Below are 21504 nucleotides of genomic sequence, written 5' to 3'. Positions count from 1 at the left end.
ACCAGCACCAGCACCAGCACCAGCACCAGCACCGGCACACCTGAGCCTGAGCGTGAGCGTGACGCCGAGGAGTCCGTGCCGGCGTGGTTCACCACGACCTGGCCCGATGTGCAGGTCACTGTGAACGTGACCGTCTCCGCCGAGACCCTCATGGGCCTGGTGAACGATCCCGGCACCCTGCAGGGCTACGGGCCGGTCCCCGCCGACGCGATCCGTGACCTCGTCAGGAACGGTGTCTTCCGGTGTCTCGTGGTCGACGGCGAGCACGGCACGATCCTCGGGGTCGGGAAGAACACCTACTCACCCGGGTACGTCGCGAGCGAACGACTGAAGCTGCTCGTCGAGCACGCGTATCCGACCTGTACTGCGCCGCACTGCGGGAAGGCGTCCTGGCGCTGCGATCTCGATCACGCCGAGCCATACGCGCAGGGCGGTCCGACGTGTGCCTGCAACGTGAGACCGCTCTGCCGCCCGTGTCATCGGCTCAAGACCGCCGGACTCCTCGTCCCCGAACAAAGCCATCACCCCGACGACCCACCCGGCACCGTCACCTGGACCACCCGCACCGGACGCGCCTACACCTCACTCCCCCACACGCCGCTGCCGCACGCCCTGATCCCGGACGACCTGGTGCCCCGCGCCGCGCTGCCGGGCACTGCGGAGCGCCGTCAGGTCGAGGACGATCCGCCACCGTTCTGAGCCGATGCATTGGCGTCGCGGCGGGCGAGTCGTAGCCTCGGCCGCATGCGGACCTCGTTCATCAAGTCGGTGACGTTCGACTGCCAGGACGCCCTCGTGGCCGCACGGTTCTGGGCGGCGGCGCTCGGGTCCACCGTCGACGAGGACGCCACCGCGGACAAGGCCTACGTCGAGGCGCCGGGGTGGGGTGGGCCGAACCTCTGGTTCGTCCGGGTGCCGGAGCCCAAGACCGCGAAGAACCGGGTGCACTTCGACCTGCGGGCACCCGGGCTGCTCCCCGACGAGGTAGAGCGCCTCGTCGGGGTCGGCGCCACCGTCGCCCGCGCGTCCGACGACCTGGTCGTCCTGCAGGACCCCGACGGCAACGAGTTCTGCGTCGAGTAGTCGAGCAGCAGCCGACCGGGCTCAGTCGCGGACGGCGTCCACGACCGCGCGGACCGCACCCCTCGCCACCCGGGCGGCCGCCGCGGCGGCGACACCCAGGACGACCCCCGCCGCCAGCGTCGTGCGATCGGCCGCGCGGACCCCGTACGTCGGGGTCCGGGCCGTGACCGCCGCCTGCCGGGCCCGTGCCGCGACGACGTCCCGCGGGCCTCGGGCAGCGCCGCCCGGGCCGGCGTCCGCACCGTCGGCCGCGTCCGCTGCGTCGGGATGAGCAGCACCGGCGACCGCCGTGCCCGGCAGCGCCGGCAGCTCACCGGCCTCGGCCGCCCGGGTCGCGGACCACGACGCGGCGAGCAGCGTGAGCCGGCCGACGAGGTTCATCCAGACGAGCAGACCGACGACGACAGCGAACGCGGCGAGGAACCGGCGGGCGGCGGACAGCTCACCGAGCAGCACCCCGCCGAAGACCTTGAGCAGCCCGAGCGCGACCCCACCGGCGAGCGCGCCCTGCCACAGGTGCCGCACCGGGACGGCCACCCCGGACAGCCCGCGGAAGAGCAGCAGGAAGATCCCGGTGTCGACGGCGAGGATCGCGAGCGCGCTGAGCACCCGGACGAGCGGGCCGGCCCCGGTGACACCGTCGAGCCCGAGCCAGCCGAGGACGGCCTGCGACGCTGTCGAGACGACGATGCTCGCGACCGCGGAGACGAGCACGGCGAGCCCGAACGTCGCCAGGGTGCCGACGTCGCGGACCTTCGACAGCAGCGGGTTGCCGCCTCCCGGTCGGCCGAAGACGGCCCGGATCCCCTGCCGCATCGCGTCGAGCCACCCGAGCCCGGTGAAGAGGAGGATGACGAAGCCCGTGACGGCGCTGAACGTCAGCGCGCTGGACTGCACGAGGTCACCGACGTAGACGAGACCTTCCTCCGCCTCGAGCCCGATGACCGTCGTGCCGAGCGCCTTGTTGACGTAGTTCGCGAGCTCGGTCTGCAGCGCGCTGTCCCGCCCGAGGACGAGCCCGAGGACCGTGAACCCGATCGCTAGCGCGGGGAACACCGAGAAGAACGCGAAGTACGCGATGCCGCCGGCGAGGACGTTGCCGCGTGCGTCGGAGTAGCGGGTCCAGACCCGGCCGGCGAACGTCGCCCGCCAGCGCGCGTTGAGGTCGGCGAGCGCCTTCACGGACGGCTCACCCGCCGCCGCCCCCGAAGGCGAAGCGCCGCTTCGGCCGCCACACGCCGTCCGTCCCGTGCTCGAAGAGCCCGAAGCTGTCCACGAGGAACGAGCACTCGAAGTCCGCGAGCGCGGACAGCGCCCGGTCGAGCGAGGGGTCGTCGACGTCGTGCGCGACGGTGACGTGGGGGTGGAACGGGAACGCGAGCTCGCGGACGAGCGGCCCGGTCCGGACCCGCTGCTGGAGGATGTCGCAGGACGGCGCCCCGTGCGCGACCTTGACGAACACGACCGACGACACCGGCCGGAACGTCCCGGTGCCCGACAGCCGCAGCCGGAACGGCTGCGCCCGGGTCGCGATCGTCTCCAGGTGCTTCTCGACGACGTCGAAGGTGCCGAGCTCGACGTCCGTCGGGGGCAGCAGCGTCACGTGCGGCGGGATGGCCCAGGCGACCGGGTCGCCGAACTCGGCGCGCCAGTTCTGCAGCTCCGCGCCCCACGGGTGCGGGATGTCGATGGCGACCCCGATCGTCACGTTGCCGCTGCGCGGCATCCGTGTGATCGGCATGCTCATCGTCTGCCAGTCGTCCTCGACGTCGTCCGCGACGTTCACGTCAGCCCCTCCCGGGGAGGAAGCCGACGGCGTCGTACACGGCGGCGAGCCGGGCGGCGGCCACCTCGCGGGCCCGGCGGGCGCCGTCCGCGAGGATGCCGTCGAGCCGGTCCGCGTCGGCGAGGAGGTCGTCGACCCGCGCCTTGAAGGGCTCGGCGAAACCGACGTAGACCTCCGCGACCTCCTTCTTGAGGTCGCCGTAGCCGGCGCCGGCGAAGCGCTCCTCGAGGGCCTCGACCGTCGTCCCGCCGAGCGTCGCGAGGATCGTCAGGAGGTTCGAGACACCGGGCTTGTCCTCCCGGTCGAAGACGACCTCGCGGCCGGTGTCGGTGACCGCGGACCGGATCTTCTTCGCGGAGACCTTCGGGTCGTCGAGCAGGTTGAGGCACCCGGAGCCGCCGAGGCTCTTGCTCATCTGCTTCTCGGGGTGCTGGAGGTCGAGGATCTTCGCCGTCGCCTTGACGATGTACGGCTCGGGGACGACGAACGTCGCGCCGAACCGGGTGTTGAAGCGCTGGGCGAGGTCCCGGGTCAGCTCGAGGTGCTGGCGCTGGTCCTCGCCGACGGGCACCCGGGCCGCGTCGTACAGGAGGATGTCGCCCGCCTGGAGGATCGGGTAGGTGAACAGGCCCACCGACGCGCGCTCGGCGCCCTCGCGGGACGACTTGTCCTTGAACTGGGTCATCCGGCCGGCCTCGCCGAAGCCGGTGAGGCACTGCAGCACCCAGCCCAGCTGGGCGTGCTCGGGCACCTGGCTCTGGACGAAGAGCACGGACCGCTCCGGGTCCACCCCCGCCGCGAGGAACTGCGCCGCCGTGAGCCGGGTGCGCTGCCGGAGCACGGCCGGGTCCTGCTCGACCGTGATCGCGTGCAGGTCGGCGACGAAGTAGAAGGCCTCGTGGCTGTCCTGCAGCGCCACCCAGTTCGTCAGCGCCCCGAGGTAGTTGCCCAGGTGCAGGGAGTCCGCCGTGGGCTGCATGCCCGACAGGAGTCGGGGGGTGTCCGTTCGGGGCTGGGCCGCGGCGCACATGGCGGCCATTCTGGCACCCCCGCACCCCCGGGACGGACCGCCCCGGACAACTCCCGCCCGGCCGGGTGCCGGGGCACCCGGCCGGGCGGTCCGGTCAGAGCGCGCGCACGTGCAGGACGGCGGCCTGCTCCGGGTTGAGCAGCGGTGCCGCGAGCCCGACGGTGCGCAGGACGGCGCCGCTCGCCACGGTCCGCCCGGCCGCGAACCACGGGACCGGCACCGTCTCGACCGCCCACGGGGCGCCCGCCTCGTCCCGGCGCACGACCTCGTACTCGAGGGCGTCGTCCAGCCCGGGCAGGATCAGCCGCGGCGGCTGCAGGTCCGCGGACGTCGTGAGCCGGACGAAGGAGTAGACCGCCTCCCGACGGTCCGGTGCGACGACGCCGTGCAGCCACGCCCCGGCCGCCGGCCCGGTCTCGGGCAGGTCGGCGCGGACGACGTCCCCGCTGTGCAGCAGCCCGCGCAGCTCCTTGTAGAGGCCGGCCCAGCCCTGGAGCTGGGTGACCTCCTCCGGGGTGCACGTCGTGACGTCCCACTCCATGCCGGCGTGCCCGAACAGCGCCGTGACGCAGCGGAACGACAGGTGCGCCTGCCGCCCGGTCGTGTGCGCGACCGGCGGGCCGACGTGCGAGCCGACGAGCTCCGGCGGCACGAGCAGGCCCGTCCAGCGCTGGATCGACTGCCGCTCGAGGGCGTCGTTGGTGTCCGAGGCCCAGACCCGGTCGGTCCGGTCGAGGATGCCGAGGTCGACACGCGCCCCGCCCGACGAGCAGGACTCGATCTCCAGCCCCGGGTGCCGTTCGCGCAGCGCGTCGAGCAGCCGGTAGATCCCGAGCGTCTGGAGGTGGACGCCACCCCGCCGGACGCCGTCCGGCCCCGGGGTCAGGGACTCGTGGAGGTCCCGGTTGTGGTCCCACTTGATGTACGCGACGCCGATCTCGTCGACGAGCGCCGAGATCCGCCCGAGCAGGTGGTCGAACACCTCGGGGCGGGCCAGGTCGAGGACCATCTGGCGGCGCCACGGCCGCGGCAGTCGGGCACCGTCCACCGGGCCGGACGTGACCGCCGGCTCGTCGGCGCCCGGCGCGGGGCCGAGCACCCAGTCCGGGTGCGCCCGGACGAGGTCGGAGTCGGGGTTGACCATCTCCGGCTCGAACCACAGACCGAACTCCATGCCGAGCCCGCGGACCCGGTCGGCGAGCGGGCGCAGCCCCTGCGGCCACACCGCGTCGGAGACCGTCCAGTCGCCGAGCCCGCTGTGGTCGTTGCGGCGGCTGCCGAACCAGCCGTCGTCGAGCACGAACCGCTCGGCGCCGATCTCGGCGGCCCGCTCGGCGAGCTCGGTGAGCCGGTCCAGCCGGTGGTCGAAGTAGACCGCCTCCCACGAGTTCAGCGTGAGCGGGCGCGGCCGGCGCGGGTGCTGCGGGCGGGCCCGCATCCAGCGGTGGACGCGGGCGGTGAGCCCGTCGAGGCCCTCGCCGGACCAGGAGAAGCAGACCCACGGGGAGGTGTACGACTCCCCCGCCGCGAGCCGGACCTCACCCGGCAGCAGGAGCTCGCCCCCGCCGAGGACGCCGGCACCCCCGGCGCCCGCCCCCTCCGCGAGCCGCTCGGCGAGGTGGGCGTGGTTGCCGCTCCACGCGACGTGGACGCCCCAGACCTCCCCGTGCCGGAACCCGAAGCCCGCGGTGCCCGCGACGAGCAGGAGCGTCGCGTCGTGGCCGGTGCGCCCGCGGCGGGACTCCCGGGCGTGCGTGCCGTGGTCGAACGGCTTGCGCTGCGGGCTGCGCTCCCGGCACCAGCGGCCGGTGAGGTCGAGCAGCTCGCCCGCCCGCGCCGGGACCGGCAGGACGGCGGTCACGCCGGCGAGCACGTAGGTGCCGGCGCCCGTGTTGGTCACGGAGTGCCGCACACGGAGCAGGCCGTCGGCCTCGAGGCGGACGACGCTGCGCGTCGCCACGCCGGCCGTGGCGTCGGCGGCCTCGACCACGAGCTCCTGGGCGCCGTCGTCCGTCGTGGTGACCGTCGGCGCGCCGTCGGTGACCAGCCGCGGGAAGAGGTCCGCACCGTCCCGGTGCCCGGCGAGGCCCGGGCGGCCGGACCAGCCGTCCGGCTCTCCCGGCAGGAGGGTCAGCGGCCAGGGCGTGTCGAGCGCCGAGTGCGGCACGGCCGGTGCGAGGGCCGCGACGAGGCGGGACCGGGCGGCGGCGTCGAGGTCGCCGGGGTCCGCGCCCCAGTGCAGGACGGACGGCAGCCCCGGTCCGCTCGTGTCGAGCAGGACGGCGGCCCCGGCCGCGCGCAGGAGCAGGGTGTCCGGTCGGGCCGGCTGGTCGGGCATGGAGGTCCTCTTCCGATCTGGGGTGTTCCGGTGGGACGTGCGAACGGCCGACGCGGGGTCGTCCCCGCGTCGGCCGTTCGCAGTGCTCGTGCCGTTCTGGTGGTCCGGGTGCTCCGGGTGCTGTCAGCCCTTGTTCGCGCCGAGGGTCAGACCCGCGACGAACTGCTTCTGGAGCGCGAAGAAGATGACCAGCGTCGGGATCGCGACGATGATCGAGCCGGCCGCCAGCAGGTTGAGGTCGGTGAAGAACTGGCCCTTCAGCGCGTTGAGCGCGCTCGTCACCGGGAACTTGTCGCCGGTGCGCATGAGCACGGTCGCCCAGAAGAACTCGTTGTAGATCCACGTGACCTCGAGGGTCGCCAGCGCCGCGAGCGGCGGCCGGCACAGCGGCAGGGTGAGCTGCCAGTACTGGCGCCAGATGCTCGCGCCGTCGACCATCGCCGCCTCGTAGAGCTCCCGGGGCAGCGTCTTCATGTAGTTCGAGAGGACGAACGCGCAGAAGCCGGTCTGGAAGGCGACGTTGACGAGGATGAGCATCCAGTACGAGTCGTAGAGGAGCTCGGAGTCGCTCATCCACTCCGGGAGCGGGACCGCGATCGCCATCCGGTACAGCGGGATGAGCAGGGACTGCTGCGGCAGCAGGTTCGCGGCCGTGAACAGGCCCAGCATGACGATGTTGAACCGCCAGCTGAACCGCGAGATGACGAACGCGACGCCCGAGGCGAGGAACAGCGTGAGGATGACGGCGGGCACCGTGATGATGACCGAGTTGATGAAGTGCTGGCTGAAGTTCGCCTGCTCCCACGCGTCCGTGAAGTTCTTCAGCGTGAAGCCGCCCCAGGACACGTAGCCGTTGACCGACGTGTACTGGTAGTCGCGGAAGGCGTTGACGACGGCCCAGAGCACCGGGAACGCCCACACGAACGCGATGACCGCGAGGAAGACGTGGGTGAAGTACCGGCTGACGGGGGTCTTCTTCTTGTTCTGCCGGACGGGGGCGGAGGTCCGCGCCGGCGCCGTGGAGGCGGTCGTCGTCACTGCTCCTCCTCCTTGAAGATCGTCGCGAGGTAGATCGTGATGAAGATCAGCGAGATCGCCAGCATGATCGTCGCGAGCGCCGACCCGAAGCCGATGCGGCTCGCCTCGCCGGTGACGTTCGACGTCACGAGCGCCGAGATGAGCTCGAGGCCGTTGCGCCCCTTGTTGATGATCCACACGAGGTCGAACGCGCGCAGCGACTCGATGACCGTGATGACCACGACGATGATGTTGATCGGGCGCAGCACCGGGAAGACGATGCTGAAGAAGGTCTTCACCTCGTTGGCACCGTCGACGGACGCCGCCTCGCGCAGCGAGGGGTCGACACCCTTCAGGCCCGCCAGGTAGAGCAGCATGATGTACCCGGCGTGCCGCCAGGCCGAGGCCGCGAGCGCGGCCCAGATGGCGATGTTCGGGTCGCCGAACCAGTCGATGGCCTCGTCCGGCTTCTGCAGCCCGAAGGTCTGCAGGATCGCGTTGATGAGGCCGAAGTCCCGCGAGTACTGCAGCTGCCAGATGAAGCCGATGAGGGCGAGCGACAGGACGACGGGCAGGTAGATCGGCGTCTGGTAGAAGCGCGAGAAGCGGATGTTCTTGTCGAGGATGACCGCGAAGAACATGCCGAGCGGGGTCGCGAGGAAGAACAGGACGACGAGCCACAGCACGTTGTGCCGGATCGCCGGCCAGAAGGGCGGGTAGTTCGTGACGATGTTCTTGTAGTTCTCGAAGCCGATCCACTTGATGTTCGAGACGCCGCCGATGCCGTCCCAGCTCGCGAACGACAGCACGACCGACGCGATGGCCGGCAGGACGACGAAGACCATGGTGAGGAACAGCGGGACGATCACCATCGCGAAGACGACGATGCGGTCGTTGCCGGTGAGCCGACGGACGCGACCCCCGCGGGGGGCTCCCTTGTGGGAGCCCCCCGCGGGGGCCTTGGCGACCGTGGCAGGGTTGACGACCGGGAGGTCCGAACCACCCACCGTCATTGGGGTACCTGCCTTCCGTTCGACCCGGACGCCGCCCGGGAGGGCGGCGTCCGGGTGCCGAGACTCAGCTGGTGAAGATGGTCTTCGCCTGGCCCTCGATGGACTTGCAGAGACCCTGCACGTCCTTGGGGTTCTTGAGGAACGTCTGGATCGCGGGGATCATGACGGTCGAGGCGAAGTCCGGTCGGGTGTCGCGGTCGAGGAACTGCGCGATGTTCTTCGCGGAGCCCACGAGCTCGGCCGACTTCTTCTGCAGCGCCGTGTAGCCCGAGGTGTCGACCTCGGAGTTGGCGATGAGGGTCGTCGGGTCGGTCTTGGCGTAGACCGCACCGGCGTCCTTGCCACCGAGCCACGTGAGCAGCGCGTTGGCGCGGGCGTCGTCCTTCGGCTTCGCGGCCTTCATGAAGCCGTCGATCGGGGCGTCGAGCGCGTCGGCGCCGATCGTCGAGTCGATCTCCGGGAACGTGAAGAAGTCGATGTCGTCGAGGTTGGCGGTCATCTCCTGCGTCACGAACAGGCCGAGCAGGTACATGCCGGCCTTCTTGTTCTGGACGGCCTGCGCGGCCTCCTGCCAGGTGCGGCCCAGCGGGTCGGCCTGGTGGAACGGGAGCAGCTCGGCCCAGGTGGAGAAGACCTTCTGCACCTTGGGGTCGTCCCAGGCGACCTTGTGCGCCATGAGGTCGATGTGGAACTGGTACCCGTTGATCCGCATGTTGAGCACGTCGAACGTGCCCATCGCGGGCCAGCCGTCCTTGTCGCCGAAGGCGATCGGGTCGAGCTTGTCCTTCTGCATCTGCCCGGCGAGCGTCTTGAGCTCGTCGAGCGTCTTCGGGACCGCGTAGCCCTTCTCCGCCCAGACGCTCTTGCGGTAGAAGACCGCCCACGGGTAGTACGACGACGGCACGAAGTACTGCTTGCCGTCGTCGCCCGTCGAGGCCGACTTGAAGCCGTCCGTGAAGCCCGTGAGGTTCTTCCACACGTCGCTCACGTCGCCCGCGAGGCCCTTGGACGCGAAGAAGCGCATCCGGTAGCCGGCGAACCACGTGAAGACGTCGTCCGGCTTGCCCTGGAGGTAGTTGTTGATGTTCTCCTGGAACGTGTTGTGGTCCTGGGTGTTGATCTTGACGGTGGTCCCCGAGGCCGCCTTGAAGCCGTCGGCCAGGGCCTGGACGACCTTCTTCGGGATCTCGTCGGAGGCGTTGGACCCGAAGGTCACCTCGCCACCCGTCGCCGCGGCGGAGCCGGAGGCACCTGCCGTCGCGTCGGTGCCGCCGCTGCTGGAGCCGCCGCAGGCGGCGAGCAGACCGGCGCCGCCGAGGGCGGCGCCTGCACCGAGCGCACCCTTGAGCACGGTACGGCGCGACGAGGTCGCGGAGACCGATGCGGGGACCAGACGGGCCAGGTACTCGGCCTCGGACTGGGGTCGGGACATGTAGTGCCTCCTTTGGCACGGGCCGGGAGTGGAGGTCGAACACAACCGAACACGACCTCCCACAATGCAGCACACCTTTGTCGGTCCATGGTCGTGTGTCAAGGGACACAAGGTCGCCGTAACCGAACTGAGTCCAACGCGGTACCGAACACACGCACCACGCGGGCGCGACCGCAGGACCTGACCCGCGCCCCGGCTCCGGACCGGGCTGCAAACGTTTCCGGAGCGACACGCCGTCCACCTGCGCGTCCTCCCAGTTGTCGTGGGATGTCGGATCGGTTTCTGCACGGGAAGCAAGGTTTCGGCAGGATGACGCGGCCGCCCGGCCGTCGGACGCCGCCCTGCAGCCTGTGGCGACGCACGCACAGGCCACCGGGTGACCGACGACGGCGCCGGGCACCGGACGGGCGGGGTGCTTGTTCGAACATGCCAACCGACCGTTGAGTCGACCGGACGGAGTGTCATGTTCGGTTCTGTTGACTTACCCGCCGGACAGGGACAGGCTTCCGGCGTGAGCGCGACGCCCGACCCGACCTCGCCCGTGCCCTCCCGCGGGTGGCCCCTGCGCGGCCTCGCGCTCGGTGGCGACTACAACCCCGAGCAGTGGCCCGAGGAGGTCTGGAAGGACGACGTCCGCCTCATGCAGGAGGCCGGTGTCACCTTCGCGACGGTGGGGGTCTTCTCCTGGGCGCACCTCGAGCCGGCCGAGGGCCGCTTCGAGCTCGGCTGGCTGGACCGCATCCTCGACCTGCTCCACGACGGCGGGATCGCCGTCGACCTCGCCACCGCGACCGCGTCGCCGCCGCCGTGGCTGGCCCGGGCCTACCCCGAGACGCTGCCGGTCGACCGCGAGGGCCACCGGCTGTGGCCCGGCTCACGGCAGGCCTGGTGCCCGAGCAGCCCGGTGTTCCGGGAGAAGGCGCTCGCCCTCGTCGAGCGGCTCGCCCAGCGGTACGGCGACCACCCGGCGCTGGCGATGTGGCACGTCTCCAACGAGCTCGGGTGCCACAACGTGCACTGCTACTGCGACGTCTCCGCCGCGGCGTTCCGGCGGTGGCTCATGGCGCGCTACGGCAGCGTCGACGCGCTCAACGACGCCTGGGGCACCGCGTTCTGGAGCCAGCGCTACAGCGACGTCGAGGAGGTCTGGCCACCGCGGCTCACGACCGCGCAGCCGAACCCGACGCAGGCGCTCGACTTCTCCCGCTTCTGCTCCGACGAGCTCCTCGCGTACCACTGCGCCGAGCGCGACCTGCTGCGCCGGGTCACGCCGTCCGTGCCGGTCACGACGAACTTCATGGTCACGACGCACATCAGCGGGATGGACTACTGGGCGTGGGCCCCGGAGCAGGACGTCGTCTCCCAGGACCACTACCTCGACGGCCGCCTCGACGACCCGCGCCACGAGCTGGCGTTCTGCTCGGACCTGACCCGCGGCGTCGCGGGCGGCGGGCCGTGGTTCCTCATGGAGCACTCGACGAGCGCGGTGAACTGGCAGCCGGTCAACCACGCGAAGGCGCCCGGCCAGCTCGTCCGCGACGCGCTCGCGCACGTCGCGCGCGGGGCCGACGCCGTCGGGTACTTCCAGTGGCGGGCCAGCCGGGCCGGTGCGGAGAAGTTCCACTCCGCGCTCGTCCCGCACGCCGGGACGGACACCAAGGTCTGGCGGGACGTCGTCCGGCTCGGCGAGGTGCTCGCCGCGGCCTCCGACGTCGCGGGGACCCGGGTCGAGGCCGACGTCACGATGCTCTTCGACTGGCAGTCCTGGTGGGCGCTGCAGCGCCCGTCGATGCCGTCGTCCCTCGTCGCCTACCCGGACGCCGCGCGCGCCGTGCACAAGGCGCTCTGGGAGCGCGGCGTGACGACGCAGCTCGCCGGTCCCGCGCGGGACGCCGGCGGCGCGGACCTGCTCGCCCGGCTGGCCGGCACCCGGCTCCTCGTCGTCCCGACCCTCTACCTCACGGACGACGCGACGGCGGCCGCGGTCGAGGCGTACGTGCGCGCCGGCGGGCACGCCGTCGTCACGTACCTGTCCGGGATCGCCGACACCGACGACCACATCCGCCTCGGTGGCTACCCGGGCGCGTTCACCGGGATCATCGGGGCCGTGACGGAGGAGTTCTTCCCGCTCGGTGCCGACGACGTCGTCACCCTCGACGACGGCTCGACGGCCCGGGTCTGGACCGAGCTCACCGCGCTGCGCGGGGCCACCGCGTGGCGCACCTACGCCGACGGCCCGGTCGCGGGCTCGCCCGCGGTCACCCGGCACGAGGTCGGCGACGGGGTCGTCTGGTACGTCGGGACGGCGCTCGACCCGGCGGGCCTGGGAGCGCTGCTGCGCGAGGTCACCGACGGCGCCGGCGTGCGGCCCGTCGTCGACGTCCCCGACCCCGGCCACGACGCGCGGGCCGCCCGGCCGGCCTGGGCCCGTGGCGGCCTCGGCCCGGTCGAGGTCGTGCGGCGCAGCGGCCCGCAGGGCTCGTTCCTCTTCGTGCTCAACCACTCCGGCGACGCCGTCGACGTGCCCGCCGAGGGCACCGACCTCGTGACGGGCACGGACGTCGGCCCGCACGTGCACCTCCCGGCGGGCGGCTGCGCCGTGGTCCGGGAACGACCGGCGCGGGCCGGCTGATGCTCGCGCGGCAGCGCCAGGAGCGCATCCTCGAGCAGGTCACGCTGACCGGCGGCGCCCGGGTCAGCGACCTCGTCGAGCTCCTCGGTGTCTCCGACATGACGATCCGCCGGGACATCGCGACGCTCGCCCGCAAGGGCCTCGTCGCGCGGGTGCACGGCGGTGCCACCGCGGTCTCCGGCCGCAGCGCGGACGAGCCGGGCTTCGCCGCGAAGTCCGGCCTGCAGACCCTGGAGAAGGCCGCGATCGCCGAGGCGGCGGCCGATCTCGTCTCCCCCGGCGACAGCGTCGCCCTGTCCGCCGGCACGACGACGTACGCGGTCGCCGGCCATCTGCGGCGGGTGCCGAACCTCACCGTCGTCACCAACTCGCTGCCCGTCGCCGAGCTGCTCCACGCGAGCGCCCGCGACGACCTCACGGTGATCCTCACCGGCGGCGTCCGGACCCCGTCCGACGCGCTCGTCGGGCCGGTCGCGGTCTCCGCGCTGCGCTCCCTGCACGTCGACTGGCTGTTCCTCGGCGTGCACGGCTTCGACGCCCGGGCCGGCTTCACGTCGCCGAACCTCGTGGAGTCGGAGACGAACCGGGCGCTCATCGCCTCGGCCCGGCAGGTGGTCGTCACGGCGGACAGCACGAAGTGGGGCGTCGTCGGCCTGTCGTCGATGGCCCGGCTCGACGAGGTCGACGTGCTGGTCACCGACGAAGGGCTGGACCACGACGCCCGGCGTACGGTGCAGGCGCGGGTCGGCCGGCTGCTGCTGGCCTCCGGCGCCGCCCGGACGGCGACCGTCGGGCTCATGCCGGCCGGGGGGCACGACGAGGACGACGACCCGCACGAGGACGACGACCCGCACGACGACCACCCCGACGGGCACCACCCGCTCGTCGACCGTCACGACCACTCGCTCGGCACGAGCGACCCCGAGGAGGAGGCGGCGCGATGACGACCGCTCTGGCCGGAGGCCGGGTCCGGCGCACCACGGCGCACCTCGCCGACGGACGCGACATCTTCTACTTCGACGACTCCCCCGGGTACGTCACGGGCGAGACGGTCCGCGACGCCGTCGACACCCGCCCGCTGGGGCCCGCCGGCGGCGGTTCCGAGCTGCGCTACGACGTCCTCACCGGCGAGTGGGTCGCCATCGCGTCCCACCGCAACGACCGCACGTTCCTGCCGCCGAAGGACGAGTGCCCGCTGTGCCCGACCGGGCGCGGCGTCGTCCCGTCGGAGGTGCCGGCGAGCGACTACGACGTCGTTGTCTTCGAGAACCGGTTCCCGTCGCTGAGCACCCGCGTCGAGGGGCTGCCGCACGACCTGGACGGCGAGCCGCTGTTCCCCGTCCGGCCGGGGGTCGGCCGCTGCGAGGTCGTCTGCTTCACCTCCGACCACGGGGCCTCGTTCTCGTCGCTGCGCCCCGACCGGGTGCGGACCGTCGTCGAGGCCTGGGCGGACCGGACCGCCGAGCTGTCGGCCACCGACGGCGTCCGCCAGGTGTTCTGCTTCGAGAACCGTGGCCAGGAGATCGGGGTCACGCTGCACCACCCGCACGGCCAGATCTACGCGTACCCGTTCGTCACGCCGCGCACGTCGGCCCTGCTCCGGCAGGCCGAGGCGCACCGGCGCAGCACCGGCGGCAACCTGCTGCGCGACGTCCTCGACGCCGAGCGCCGGGCGGCGACCCGGGTCGTCCTCGCGGGCGAGCACTGGACGGCCTACGTGCCGGCCGCGGCCCGCTGGCCGGTCGAGGTGCACCTCGCCCCGCACCGCGACGTCCCGGACATCACCGCGCTCGACGACGCCGAGCGGGACGAGCTCTCGCACGTCTACCTCGAGCTGCTGCGCCGTGCCGACCGCTACTTCGAGGGCGTCACCGCACTGCCGTACATCGCGGGCTGGCACCAGGCGCCGGTCGGCCCGGACCGCGAGCTCGGCCGGCTGCACCTGCAGCTGTTCTCGATCCTGCGCGCGCCCGGCAAGCTCAAGTACCTCGCCGGGTCGGAGAGCGGCATGGGCGCGTGGGTCAACGACGCGCTGCCCGAGCAGATCGCCGCCCGGCTGCGCGAGGTGGCCTCGTGAGCGATCCGGGTGTCGCGTCCGAACGCCTTGCCGCAGAACCCTTCTGGTACGAGGCGGCGGACGACCGGGCGACCGCGCTGGCCGCCGCGGACGCGTTCCGGTCGGCGTACGGCCGCGAGCCCGACGGCGTCTGGGCGGCGCCGGGTCGGGTCAACGTCATCGGCGAGCATGTCGACTACAACGGCGGTCTCTGCATGCCGTTCGCGTTGCCCGCCAGGACGTTCGCCGCGGTCGGCAGCCGCGAGGACGACGTCGTGCGGGTGCGGTCCGCGCAGGTGCCCGGCACCGGCCCGGACGGCGGTTGGCAGGGGGCGCTGGCGGACGTCGGCCCCGGCACCGTCGAGGGCTGGGCCGGCTACGCGGTGGGCGTCCCGTGGGCGCTCGCGCAGGCCGGGTCCGACGTCCCCGGCCTCGACGTCGTCATCGACGGACGGGTGCCGCTCGGGGCCGGGCTGTCGTCGTCCGCCGCGCTCGAGTGCGCGGTCGCGGTCGCCGTCGACGAGCTCGCCGGGCTCGGCCTCGGCAACGACGACGCGGGCCGGGCCAGGCTCGCGGCGGCCTGCGTGCGGGCCGAGAACGAGATCGCCGGCGCCCCGACCGGCGGCATGGACCAGGCCGCGTCGCTGCGCTCCCGGGCGGGCGCGGCGCTGCTCGTCGACTGCCGGGACTTCTCCGTCGAGCACGTCCCCTTCGACCTCCCGGCGCACGGTCTCGAGCTGCTCGTCATGGACACCCGCGCGCACCACGCGCTCGTCGACGGCCAGTACGGCTCGCGCCGCGACGCCTGCGAGAAGGCGGCCGACCTGCTGGGCGTCGACACCCTGCGCGAGGTCCGCCCCGACGGCCTCGAGCGGGCCGCGGCCCGGCTGCACCAGGTGCTCGGGGACGGCACCGCGGAGGAGGTCGTCCGCCGGGTGCGGCACGTCGTCACGGAGATCGCCCGGGTGCGGGAGGTGGCCACGCTGCTCGCGGCGGGCCGGGTCCGCGACGTCGGCCCGGTCCTGGACGCCTCGCACACCTCGCTCCGCGACGACTACGAGGTCTCCTGCCCCGAGCTCGACGTCGCCTGCGGGGCGGCGCGCTCGGCGGGCGCCCTCGGCGCCCGGATGACGGGCGGCGGCTTCGGCGGCTCCGCGATCTCGCTCGTCGACGCCACGCGCACCGACGCGGTCGCCGCGGCCGTCGCCGACGCGTTCGTGGACCACGGGTTCGCCCCTCCCGCGTTCCTGCGGGCGGTGCCGTCCGCGGCGGCGGAGCGGGTGCTCTAGGACCTCTCCTGCCGCGGGCGGGCGGCCCGACGGGTGTCGACCCAGAGCAGCGGGACGGCGACCGCCCACAGCACGAGCGAGAGGTTCGCGAGCACGACCCACCAGAACATGCCGTACCCGGAGCCGTACCCGAGCTCCCCGAGCAGGACGCTGCCGGCGTCGGCCCGGCCGTAGCCGATCTGCACCGCGGCGTCGAGGACGATCGCGAGGACGGTGCCGAGGACCGCGGCACCGAGCAGCAGCCGGCGCAGCCACGCGCTGCGCAGCCGGGCGAACGCCGCGGCCGTCCCGCCCGCGCCGACTGCGACCGCGACCAGCGCGACTCCCACACCGATGCCGTACACCGGCTCGAGCTCCCGCGTCCCGACGAGCCGCAGCACCCGGACGTACTCCCAGACGGGCCACAGCAGGAGGAGCAGGGCGGCCACGGCGAGCGACCCCGCGACCGGGTGCCGCCGCGGCGGGCGCGGCGCGGGGCCCGTCACAGGGCTGCCGGACCACGGCCCCGCGGCGGGCGCGGCGTACCCCGCCTCCTGCCCGAACGCGAGCGTCGGCTGCTGCACGAACGCCTGCGTCGGCGCGGCCGGGTCGTGCCCCGGTACCTGCCACCCGCTCCCGCCGGTCCCGCTCATCCCTGGCCCCCCGTCGTCCGCCTGCGTGAGGTCACGATCATGCCGCCTCGGACGACGGGCGCAGCAGGTCGGGCAGGTCGTCGCCGGCGATCTGGGCGAGGAGCACCCGGACCTGGCGCATGACGAGGTCCGTCGCCGCCCGCAGGTCGCCGTCCGGGCCGGCCATCTCGCGCAGCTGGGCGGCGGTGACCGGCTCCCCGACGAGGACGGTGACGACGGGACGGCGCGGCACCCGGCCGCTGCGGAAGCGGCCGAACCAGCGCAGCGGCCGGGTGAGCGTCGAGTGGTGCTCACGGCTGACGAGCCGGTGCGCGCCCCACTGGGCGACCGGGACGACCGGGCAGCCGGCCTCCAGCGCGAGCCGGACGGCGCCGGTCTTCGCCTGCGGCAGCGGCCGGTAGTCCGGCTCTGTCGTGACCCGGCCCTCCGGGTAGAGCGCGACGACCCAGCCGTTCGCGAGCGCCTCGAGCGCCGGGGCCATCGCGGCGGCCGGGTCGACGCCGCGCCGGACCGGGATCTGGCCGGTGCGCCGCAGCAGACCGCCGACGACGGGCCAGGAGAACGCCTCCGCCATCGCGAGGAACGTGCCGCGCCGTCCGGCCCGGCGCAGCGCGCAGCCGAGGACGAGCGGGTCGCTGATCGACAGGTGGTTGGAGACGACGACCGCGGGCCCCTCGGCGGGCAGCCGCTCGAGGTGGAGGTGCTCGCGGCGCGTCGTGAGGCCGAGCGCGGCGTCGATGACGGTGACGGCGACCGAGTAGAGGCTCACGGGGGAGATCATCGTCGTCCGGCCCGGGAGACCGAAGGGGTACGGCTACTCAGCCGCGCCTACGCTTCGGGCCATGACGCAGCCGCGAACCGGCGCGCGGGACCTGGCCGTGCCCGCGAACCCCGAGAGCGTGTTCACGTACGGCGCCCCGCAGCTCAAGCTCGGCTCGGGCGCCAGCGCCGAGGTCGGCGCCGACCTCGCGCGGCTCGGGGCCCGCCGGGTGCTCGTCGTCACCGACGCAGGGGTCGCCGCGACCGGTGCGCCGCACCGGGTCGCCGACGGGCTGCGCGCCGCGGGCGTCGAGGCGGTCGTCTACGACGGGGTCCGGGTCGAGCCGACGGACGAGAGCATGCTCGCGGCCGTCGCGTTCGCCACCGACGGCGGCCCGTGGGACGCGTTCGTCGCCGTCGGCGGCGGGTCGAGCATCGACACCGCGAAGGCCGTCGACCTGCTGACGACGAACCCGGGCGACCTCTTCGACTACCTCAACCCGCCGGTCGGGCGCGGGCTCGCGCCGTCCGTGCCGCTCAAGCCGCTCGTCGCCGTCCCCACGACGACCGGCACTGGCGCCGAGAGCACGACGGTCTGCGTGCTCGACGTCCTCTCGCTCCACGTGAAGACCGGCATCAGCCACCCCGCACTGCGCCCGACGCTCGCCGTCGTCGACCCGGACCTCACCCTGACCCAGCCGGCGATGGTCACCGCGTGCTCGGGGATGGACATCCTCTGCCACGCGCTGGAGAGCCTCACGGCACGCCAGTACACGTCGTTCGAGCGCAAGACCGCCGACGCCCGGGTGCCGTACTGCGGGGCCAACCCGGTGTCGCAGATGTGGGCGGAGAAGGCCCTGTCGCTGCTCGCCGGCTCGTTCCGGCAGGCGGTCGCGGACGGCGGCGACCGGACGGCGCGCGAGGCGATGGCGCTCGCCGCGACGTTCGCGGGGCTCGGCTTCGGCAACGCGGGCGTCCACCTGCCGCACGCCGACGCCTACCCGATCGCCGGCCGGGTCCGGGACTACCGGCCCGCCGGCTACCCGCAGGACGCGCCGATCGTGCCGCACGGGATGTCCGTCGTCCTCACCGCGCCGGCCGCGTTCGCCTTCACGTTCGAGGCCGACCCGCGCCGGCACCTCGACGCCGCCCGGGTGCTCGCCGTCGGGGTCAGCCGGGTGCCGGACGTCGAGGACGGCCCCGGCCTGCTGCCCGCCGTCCTCGCGCAGCTCATGCGCGACGTCGGGATGCCCTCGGGGCTCGCCGAGGTCGGGTACACCGCGGCCGACGTGCCCGACCTCGTCGACGGCGCGACGAAGCAGCAGCGCCTCCTCGCGACGGCGCCGCTCGTCGTCACGGAGGAGGACCTGGCGGCGATCTTCACGGCCTCGCTGGAGCCGCGGGCGTAGGCGGGGACGCGCGGGGTGGTGCGCAACCCGCCAGAGGACGCCACCACGCAGCGAGCTCCCCTCCCCTGCCCGGGCCGGCACCCGAGCCGGGCCGGCACCCGAGCCGGGCCGGCGCCCGAGCCGGGCCGGCACCGGACGACCTCACCGGCGTCCGCGCATAGGGTCGAACGCATGGACACCTTCGAGCGGGACGGCCTGCGGTTCGACGTCCGCGACAGCGGGCCGCGGGACGGCACCGGGACGGTCCTCCTGCTGCACGGGTTCCCGCAGGACGGGACGGCCTTCGACGACGTCGTTCCGGCGCTGCACGAGGCGGGGCTGCGCACGCTCGTGCCCGACCAGCGCGGCTACTCCCCCGGCGCCCGGCCGTCCGCGCGCTCGGCGTACGCGATGGCCGAGACCGCCCTGGACGCCGTGGCGCTGCTGGACGCCGCCGGGGTCCGGCGCGCGCACGTCGTCGGCCACGACTGGGGCGGGGCCACCGCATGGGTGCTCGCCGCGCGGCACGCGGAGCGCCTGACCTCGCTCACCGCGCTGTCGACGCCGCATCCTGCGGCGATGGCCTGGGCGTTCACGCACAGCAGCCAGGTCGCGCGGAGCTGGTACATGGCCTTCTTCCAGCTGCCGCGGCTGCCGGAGCGGTACGCCGTCCGCGACCTGCGGCGCCGGCTCGTCGACGGCGGTCTGCCGGTGGACCACGCGACCCGCTACGCCGAGCGGATGCAGGAGCCCGGGGCGGCCACCGGGGCGCTCAACTGGTACCGCGGGATGCCGACCTCGTTCCGGACCCCGACCCCCGCGGTCGCCGTCCCGACGACCTACGTCTGGGGCCGCGACGACTTCGCGCTCGGTCGCGCGGCCGCCGAGCGGACCCGCCGGCACGTCGTCGGGCCGTACCGGTTCGTCGAGCTGGACGCCGGCCACTGGCTGCCGGAGACGTGCCCCGAGCAGGTCGCGACCGTCGTCCTCGACCAGGTCCGCGCCGTCGCCTGACCGGCGACGGGCGGCTCAGCGCGAGCGGCCGACGAGCACCGTCTCGGCGGTCTGGCCCGATCGCTGGGCGGGGACCGAGATCCGGCGCGGGCCGGGGACCTGGAGCTCGCCGAGCCCTGCGCTGCGTGGGCCGAGCCGGGCGTCGACGGCCCGGTCGAGGAGCCGGCGGGAGCGGCGGGCGGTGATCATCCGCTGCTCGGCGGCGCGGACGACGGCGAGCGGGCGCATCCCGGCCGCGGACGTCGCGCAGCCGGCCGAGGCCTCGACGACGAAGCGGGTGCCGTCGGTGAGGACGAGCGGCGACCGGACGGCGGCCAGCAGCTCCTCGACCCACGTCGCGAGGGCGGCCTCCTGCGCACGGCCGGGGCGGACGACGGCGAAGGCGTCGCCGTCGAGCCGGCCGACGACGTCGGTCGGGCGGGCGAGCCGGGCGACGCGACGGGCGACCTCGGCGAGGACAGCGTCCCCGACGACCTCGCCGTGCCGCTCGTTGACGGCGGAGAAGTCGTCGAGGTCGACGACGACGACCGCGTACCCGTCGCTGCCGTCGAGGGCCTCGAGCCGGTCGCGGAGGGCGGCGCGGGTGGCGACGCCGGTGAGCGGGTCACGACGCAGCGAGCGGCGGTGCCGGTCACGCGTGCGCCGCAGGTCGCGGTGCAGCCGGCGCACGTGGAGCGCACCGGCGACGGCCGCCACGACGAGCAGGGCCGCGGTCACGGCGGCGGCCGCGACGCTGGCGACGATCGGGTCCATCCTCATGGCGGTCAGCATCGGATCACCCGGGCCGCGGCTTGAGCCGATCGGGTGAGATCGGTGCCGGCCCGGAACCGACGGGGCGCCGTCCGGGCATGGAAGAGGCCCTCGGCGTCGCCGAGGGCCTCGCGCCTGCACTGGGGGTCGCCGTGGTTCGGCGGGCCCGCTTCGAGGTGTGTCAGGACCCCTGGAGGTCGGTGGAGCCGAGGGTGTCACCACCGGCGGCCGCGGGGGTCTCCCGCGCCTGCACGGCAGTGGCGATCTGGGCGCCCTTCTCGCGGATGGCCTTGATGACGGCCGCCTGCTTGTTCCGGGAACCCTCTTCGCGCATGATCCGCTCGAGGATCCGCTCCTCCTCGGCACTGAGCCAGAGCGTGAATGCCATGGTGCAACCGTAAACCTTTTCAGATGTGATCGCGACCACGAAACGGAGACTCGACGGTAACCGTCCGACGAACTTCCGGGCCGCTACTCGTCGATCACCGTCCGTGCACCCGATCGGCCCGGATGGTCCCTTTCACCCCGGTTCCAGACAGGCGAACTCGGGTTCACCAGCCGTGGTTCAGAGGTCGTTCGTCGCTCGGAGCGACGACCTAGTCGTCGTTCTCGGCATCCGCGGGCGCCGGCTTGACGACGTCCTTCTCGGCGAGCCGGGCCTTCAGGTCGGCGATCTGGTCCTTGCGCCGGCGGCGGGACCACAGCAGCCACCAGAGGACGACGGCGAGCACACCGCCGATCACCGCACCGGCGAGTGTCGCGCCACGGAAACCCGGTGCCTGGACGTCGAACGTCCGCTCGGCCGCGTGCGCCGCGTTGTTCGTGCCGAGGACGACGAAGAGCGTGATGAGGTTCGGCACCGAGAGCAGGAACGCCAGGACGAGCAGGACGAACCGGGTCGCCCACGAAGCGGACCGCCGGACGACGCCGCGCAGCACGAGCAGCGGCAGCAGGGTGAACGCGACACCGCAGACGAGTCCCGCGGTGATGCCGGTCGTGAAGGCGCCGTCGGAGACGTCGCCGATCCGGTGCGCCCACCAGCGCGGCAGGAAGCGCGTCGCGGCGAGGTAGCCCGCGATGCCCGCCAGGGCACCGAGACCGAGGACGGCGAACCGCGCGCCCCACGCCGTCCGCGGCGCCGGCGGCCCCGGCGGCAGCGGCGCGAGACCGCCCCCGCCCGGCCGGACCGGGGCGGGGTCACCGGTGCCCGCGAGGGGCTGCGGCGCAGGCGGCACGGTGACGGACGGCGGCGCGGTGACGGACGGCGGCGCGCCGCCGTCCGTCA

Annotated in this window: 19 protein-coding genes and 1 pseudogene; 8 read left to right on the top strand and 12 right to left on the bottom strand. The window is 73.7% G+C overall.

The features are described 5' to 3' along the window. Together EDJALFJO_RS34175 and EDJALFJO_RS09435 are read left to right on the top strand one after the other, a co-directional pair. On the top strand, positions 1-699 hold a 699-nt coding region (locus EDJALFJO_RS34175), incomplete at its 5' end, for an HNH endonuclease signature motif containing protein (RefSeq protein WP_198950161.1). Between the two features lie 45 nt (positions 700-744). Next, on the top strand, positions 745-1083 hold the full coding sequence (locus EDJALFJO_RS09435; protein ID WP_088284507.1) for a VOC family protein: 339 nt from the start codon (positions 745-747) through the stop codon (positions 1081-1083). A 21-nt stretch (positions 1084-1104) separates the two neighbouring features. On the opposite strand, the gene EDJALFJO_RS09430 is transcribed toward EDJALFJO_RS09435, so the two are convergent. The 7 genes from EDJALFJO_RS09430 to EDJALFJO_RS09400 all read right to left on the bottom strand — a co-directional run bounded on the left by EDJALFJO_RS09430 (position 1105) and on the right by EDJALFJO_RS09400 (position 9699). After that, on the bottom strand, positions 1105-2265 hold the full coding sequence (locus EDJALFJO_RS09430) for a YihY/virulence factor BrkB family protein (RefSeq protein WP_088284505.1): 1161 nt from the start codon (positions 2263-2265) through the stop codon (positions 1105-1107). A gap of 7 nt (positions 2266-2272) precedes the next feature. Beyond that, positions 2273-2869 (bottom strand): 2'-5' RNA ligase family protein, encoded by a 597-nt coding sequence (locus EDJALFJO_RS09425; protein WP_233149767.1) that lies wholly within the window; start codon positions 2867-2869, stop codon positions 2273-2275. A 1-nt stretch (position 2870) separates the two neighbouring features. Next, a complete protein-coding gene (gene trpS / locus EDJALFJO_RS09420; RefSeq protein WP_088284527.1) occupies positions 2871-3899 on the bottom strand; it encodes a tryptophan--tRNA ligase in 1029 nt (342 codons plus the stop codon). Between the two features lie 94 nt (positions 3900-3993). Next, complete coding sequence (locus tag EDJALFJO_RS09415; protein WP_088284503.1) at positions 3994-6237, bottom strand: alpha-galactosidase; 2244 nt, start codon at positions 6235-6237, stop codon at positions 3994-3996. A gap of 123 nt (positions 6238-6360) precedes the next feature. Beyond that, positions 6361-7275, bottom strand: coding sequence for a carbohydrate ABC transporter permease (locus tag EDJALFJO_RS09410; RefSeq protein ID WP_088284501.1), 915 nt, complete (start codon positions 7273-7275; stop codon positions 6361-6363). After that, positions 7272-8267: a carbohydrate ABC transporter permease gene (locus EDJALFJO_RS09405; RefSeq protein ID WP_088284499.1), complete on the bottom strand. Its 996-nt coding sequence runs from the start codon at positions 8265-8267 to the stop codon at positions 7272-7274. Before EDJALFJO_RS09405 ends, EDJALFJO_RS09410 begins: the two co-directional genes overlap by 4 nt. A gap of 64 nt (positions 8268-8331) precedes the next feature. Beyond that, positions 8332-9699, bottom strand: coding sequence for an ABC transporter substrate-binding protein (locus tag EDJALFJO_RS09400; RefSeq protein ID WP_088284497.1), 1368 nt, complete (start codon positions 9697-9699; stop codon positions 8332-8334). A 511-nt stretch (positions 9700-10210) separates the two neighbouring features. Between EDJALFJO_RS09400 and EDJALFJO_RS09395 the strand changes: the two genes are divergently transcribed. The 4 genes and pseudogenes from EDJALFJO_RS09395 (at position 10211) to galK (ending at position 15676) form a co-directional block, all read left to right on the top strand. Next, the gene (locus EDJALFJO_RS09395; protein WP_198950159.1) at positions 10211-12331 is read left to right on the top strand and encodes a beta-galactosidase; all 2121 of its coding nucleotides are present in this window, start codon (positions 10211-10213) and stop codon (positions 12329-12331) included. Further along, positions 12331-13095: pseudogene (locus EDJALFJO_RS09390) on the top strand (DeoR/GlpR family DNA-binding transcription regulator); the annotation flags it as partial. The gene EDJALFJO_RS09395 and the pseudogene EDJALFJO_RS09390, both read left to right, overlap by 1 nt. A gap of 176 nt (positions 13096-13271) precedes the next feature. Further along, positions 13272-14408, top strand: a complete 1137-nt coding sequence (galT, locus tag EDJALFJO_RS09385) for a galactose-1-phosphate uridylyltransferase (RefSeq protein WP_088284491.1) — start codon at positions 13272-13274, stop codon at positions 14406-14408. Then, positions 14405-15676, top strand: a complete 1272-nt coding sequence (gene galK / locus EDJALFJO_RS09380) for a galactokinase (protein WP_088284489.1) — start codon at positions 14405-14407, stop codon at positions 15674-15676. Before galT ends, galK begins: the two co-directional genes overlap by 4 nt. Here the strand turns inward: galK and EDJALFJO_RS09375 are convergent. Then, complete coding sequence (locus EDJALFJO_RS09375) at positions 15673-16308, bottom strand: hypothetical protein (RefSeq protein ID WP_088284487.1); 636 nt, start codon at positions 16306-16308, stop codon at positions 15673-15675. The genes galK and EDJALFJO_RS09375 overlap by 4 nt on opposite strands. A 37-nt stretch (positions 16309-16345) precedes the next feature. After that, entirely contained in the window at positions 16346-17077 is a 732-nt protein-coding gene (locus tag EDJALFJO_RS09370) for a 1-acyl-sn-glycerol-3-phosphate acyltransferase (protein ID WP_158220356.1), read from the bottom strand. A 73-nt stretch (positions 17078-17150) separates the two neighbouring features. On the opposite strand from EDJALFJO_RS09370, the gene EDJALFJO_RS09365 reads away from it, so the two are divergent. After that, positions 17151-18476 (top strand): hydroxyacid-oxoacid transhydrogenase, encoded by a 1326-nt coding sequence (locus EDJALFJO_RS09365; protein WP_088284483.1) that lies wholly within the window; start codon positions 17151-17153, stop codon positions 18474-18476. Between the two features lie 171 nt (positions 18477-18647). Beyond that, positions 18648-19469 (top strand): alpha/beta fold hydrolase, encoded by an 822-nt coding sequence (locus EDJALFJO_RS09360; RefSeq protein ID WP_088284481.1) that lies wholly within the window; start codon positions 18648-18650, stop codon positions 19467-19469. A gap of 15 nt (positions 19470-19484) precedes the next feature. Here EDJALFJO_RS09360 and EDJALFJO_RS09355 read toward each other — a convergent pair whose 3' ends face one another. From EDJALFJO_RS09355 to EDJALFJO_RS09345, 3 genes are all read right to left on the bottom strand, one after another. Beyond that, the gene (locus tag EDJALFJO_RS09355) at positions 19485-20228 is read right to left on the bottom strand and encodes a GGDEF domain-containing protein (RefSeq protein ID WP_158220355.1); all 744 of its coding nucleotides are present in this window, start codon (positions 20226-20228) and stop codon (positions 19485-19487) included. A 172-nt stretch (positions 20229-20400) separates the two neighbouring features. Further along, on the bottom strand, positions 20401-20607 hold the full coding sequence (locus EDJALFJO_RS09350; protein ID WP_088284477.1) for a hypothetical protein: 207 nt from the start codon (positions 20605-20607) through the stop codon (positions 20401-20403). Positions 20608-20815: 208 nt separating this feature from the next. Beyond that, positions 20816-21504: hypothetical protein (locus EDJALFJO_RS09345; RefSeq protein ID WP_088284475.1), on the bottom strand; the 689-nt coding region annotated here is incomplete at its 5' end.

This window comes from Kineosporia sp. A_224, from assembly GCF_002198655.1.
In the GTDB taxonomy this organism is placed as follows: Bacteria; Actinomycetota; Actinomycetes; order Actinomycetales; family Kineosporiaceae; genus R-H-3.
The sequence above is the reverse complement of the archived record's forward strand: the minus strand, read 5'-3'. Positions and strand labels throughout refer to the sequence as shown.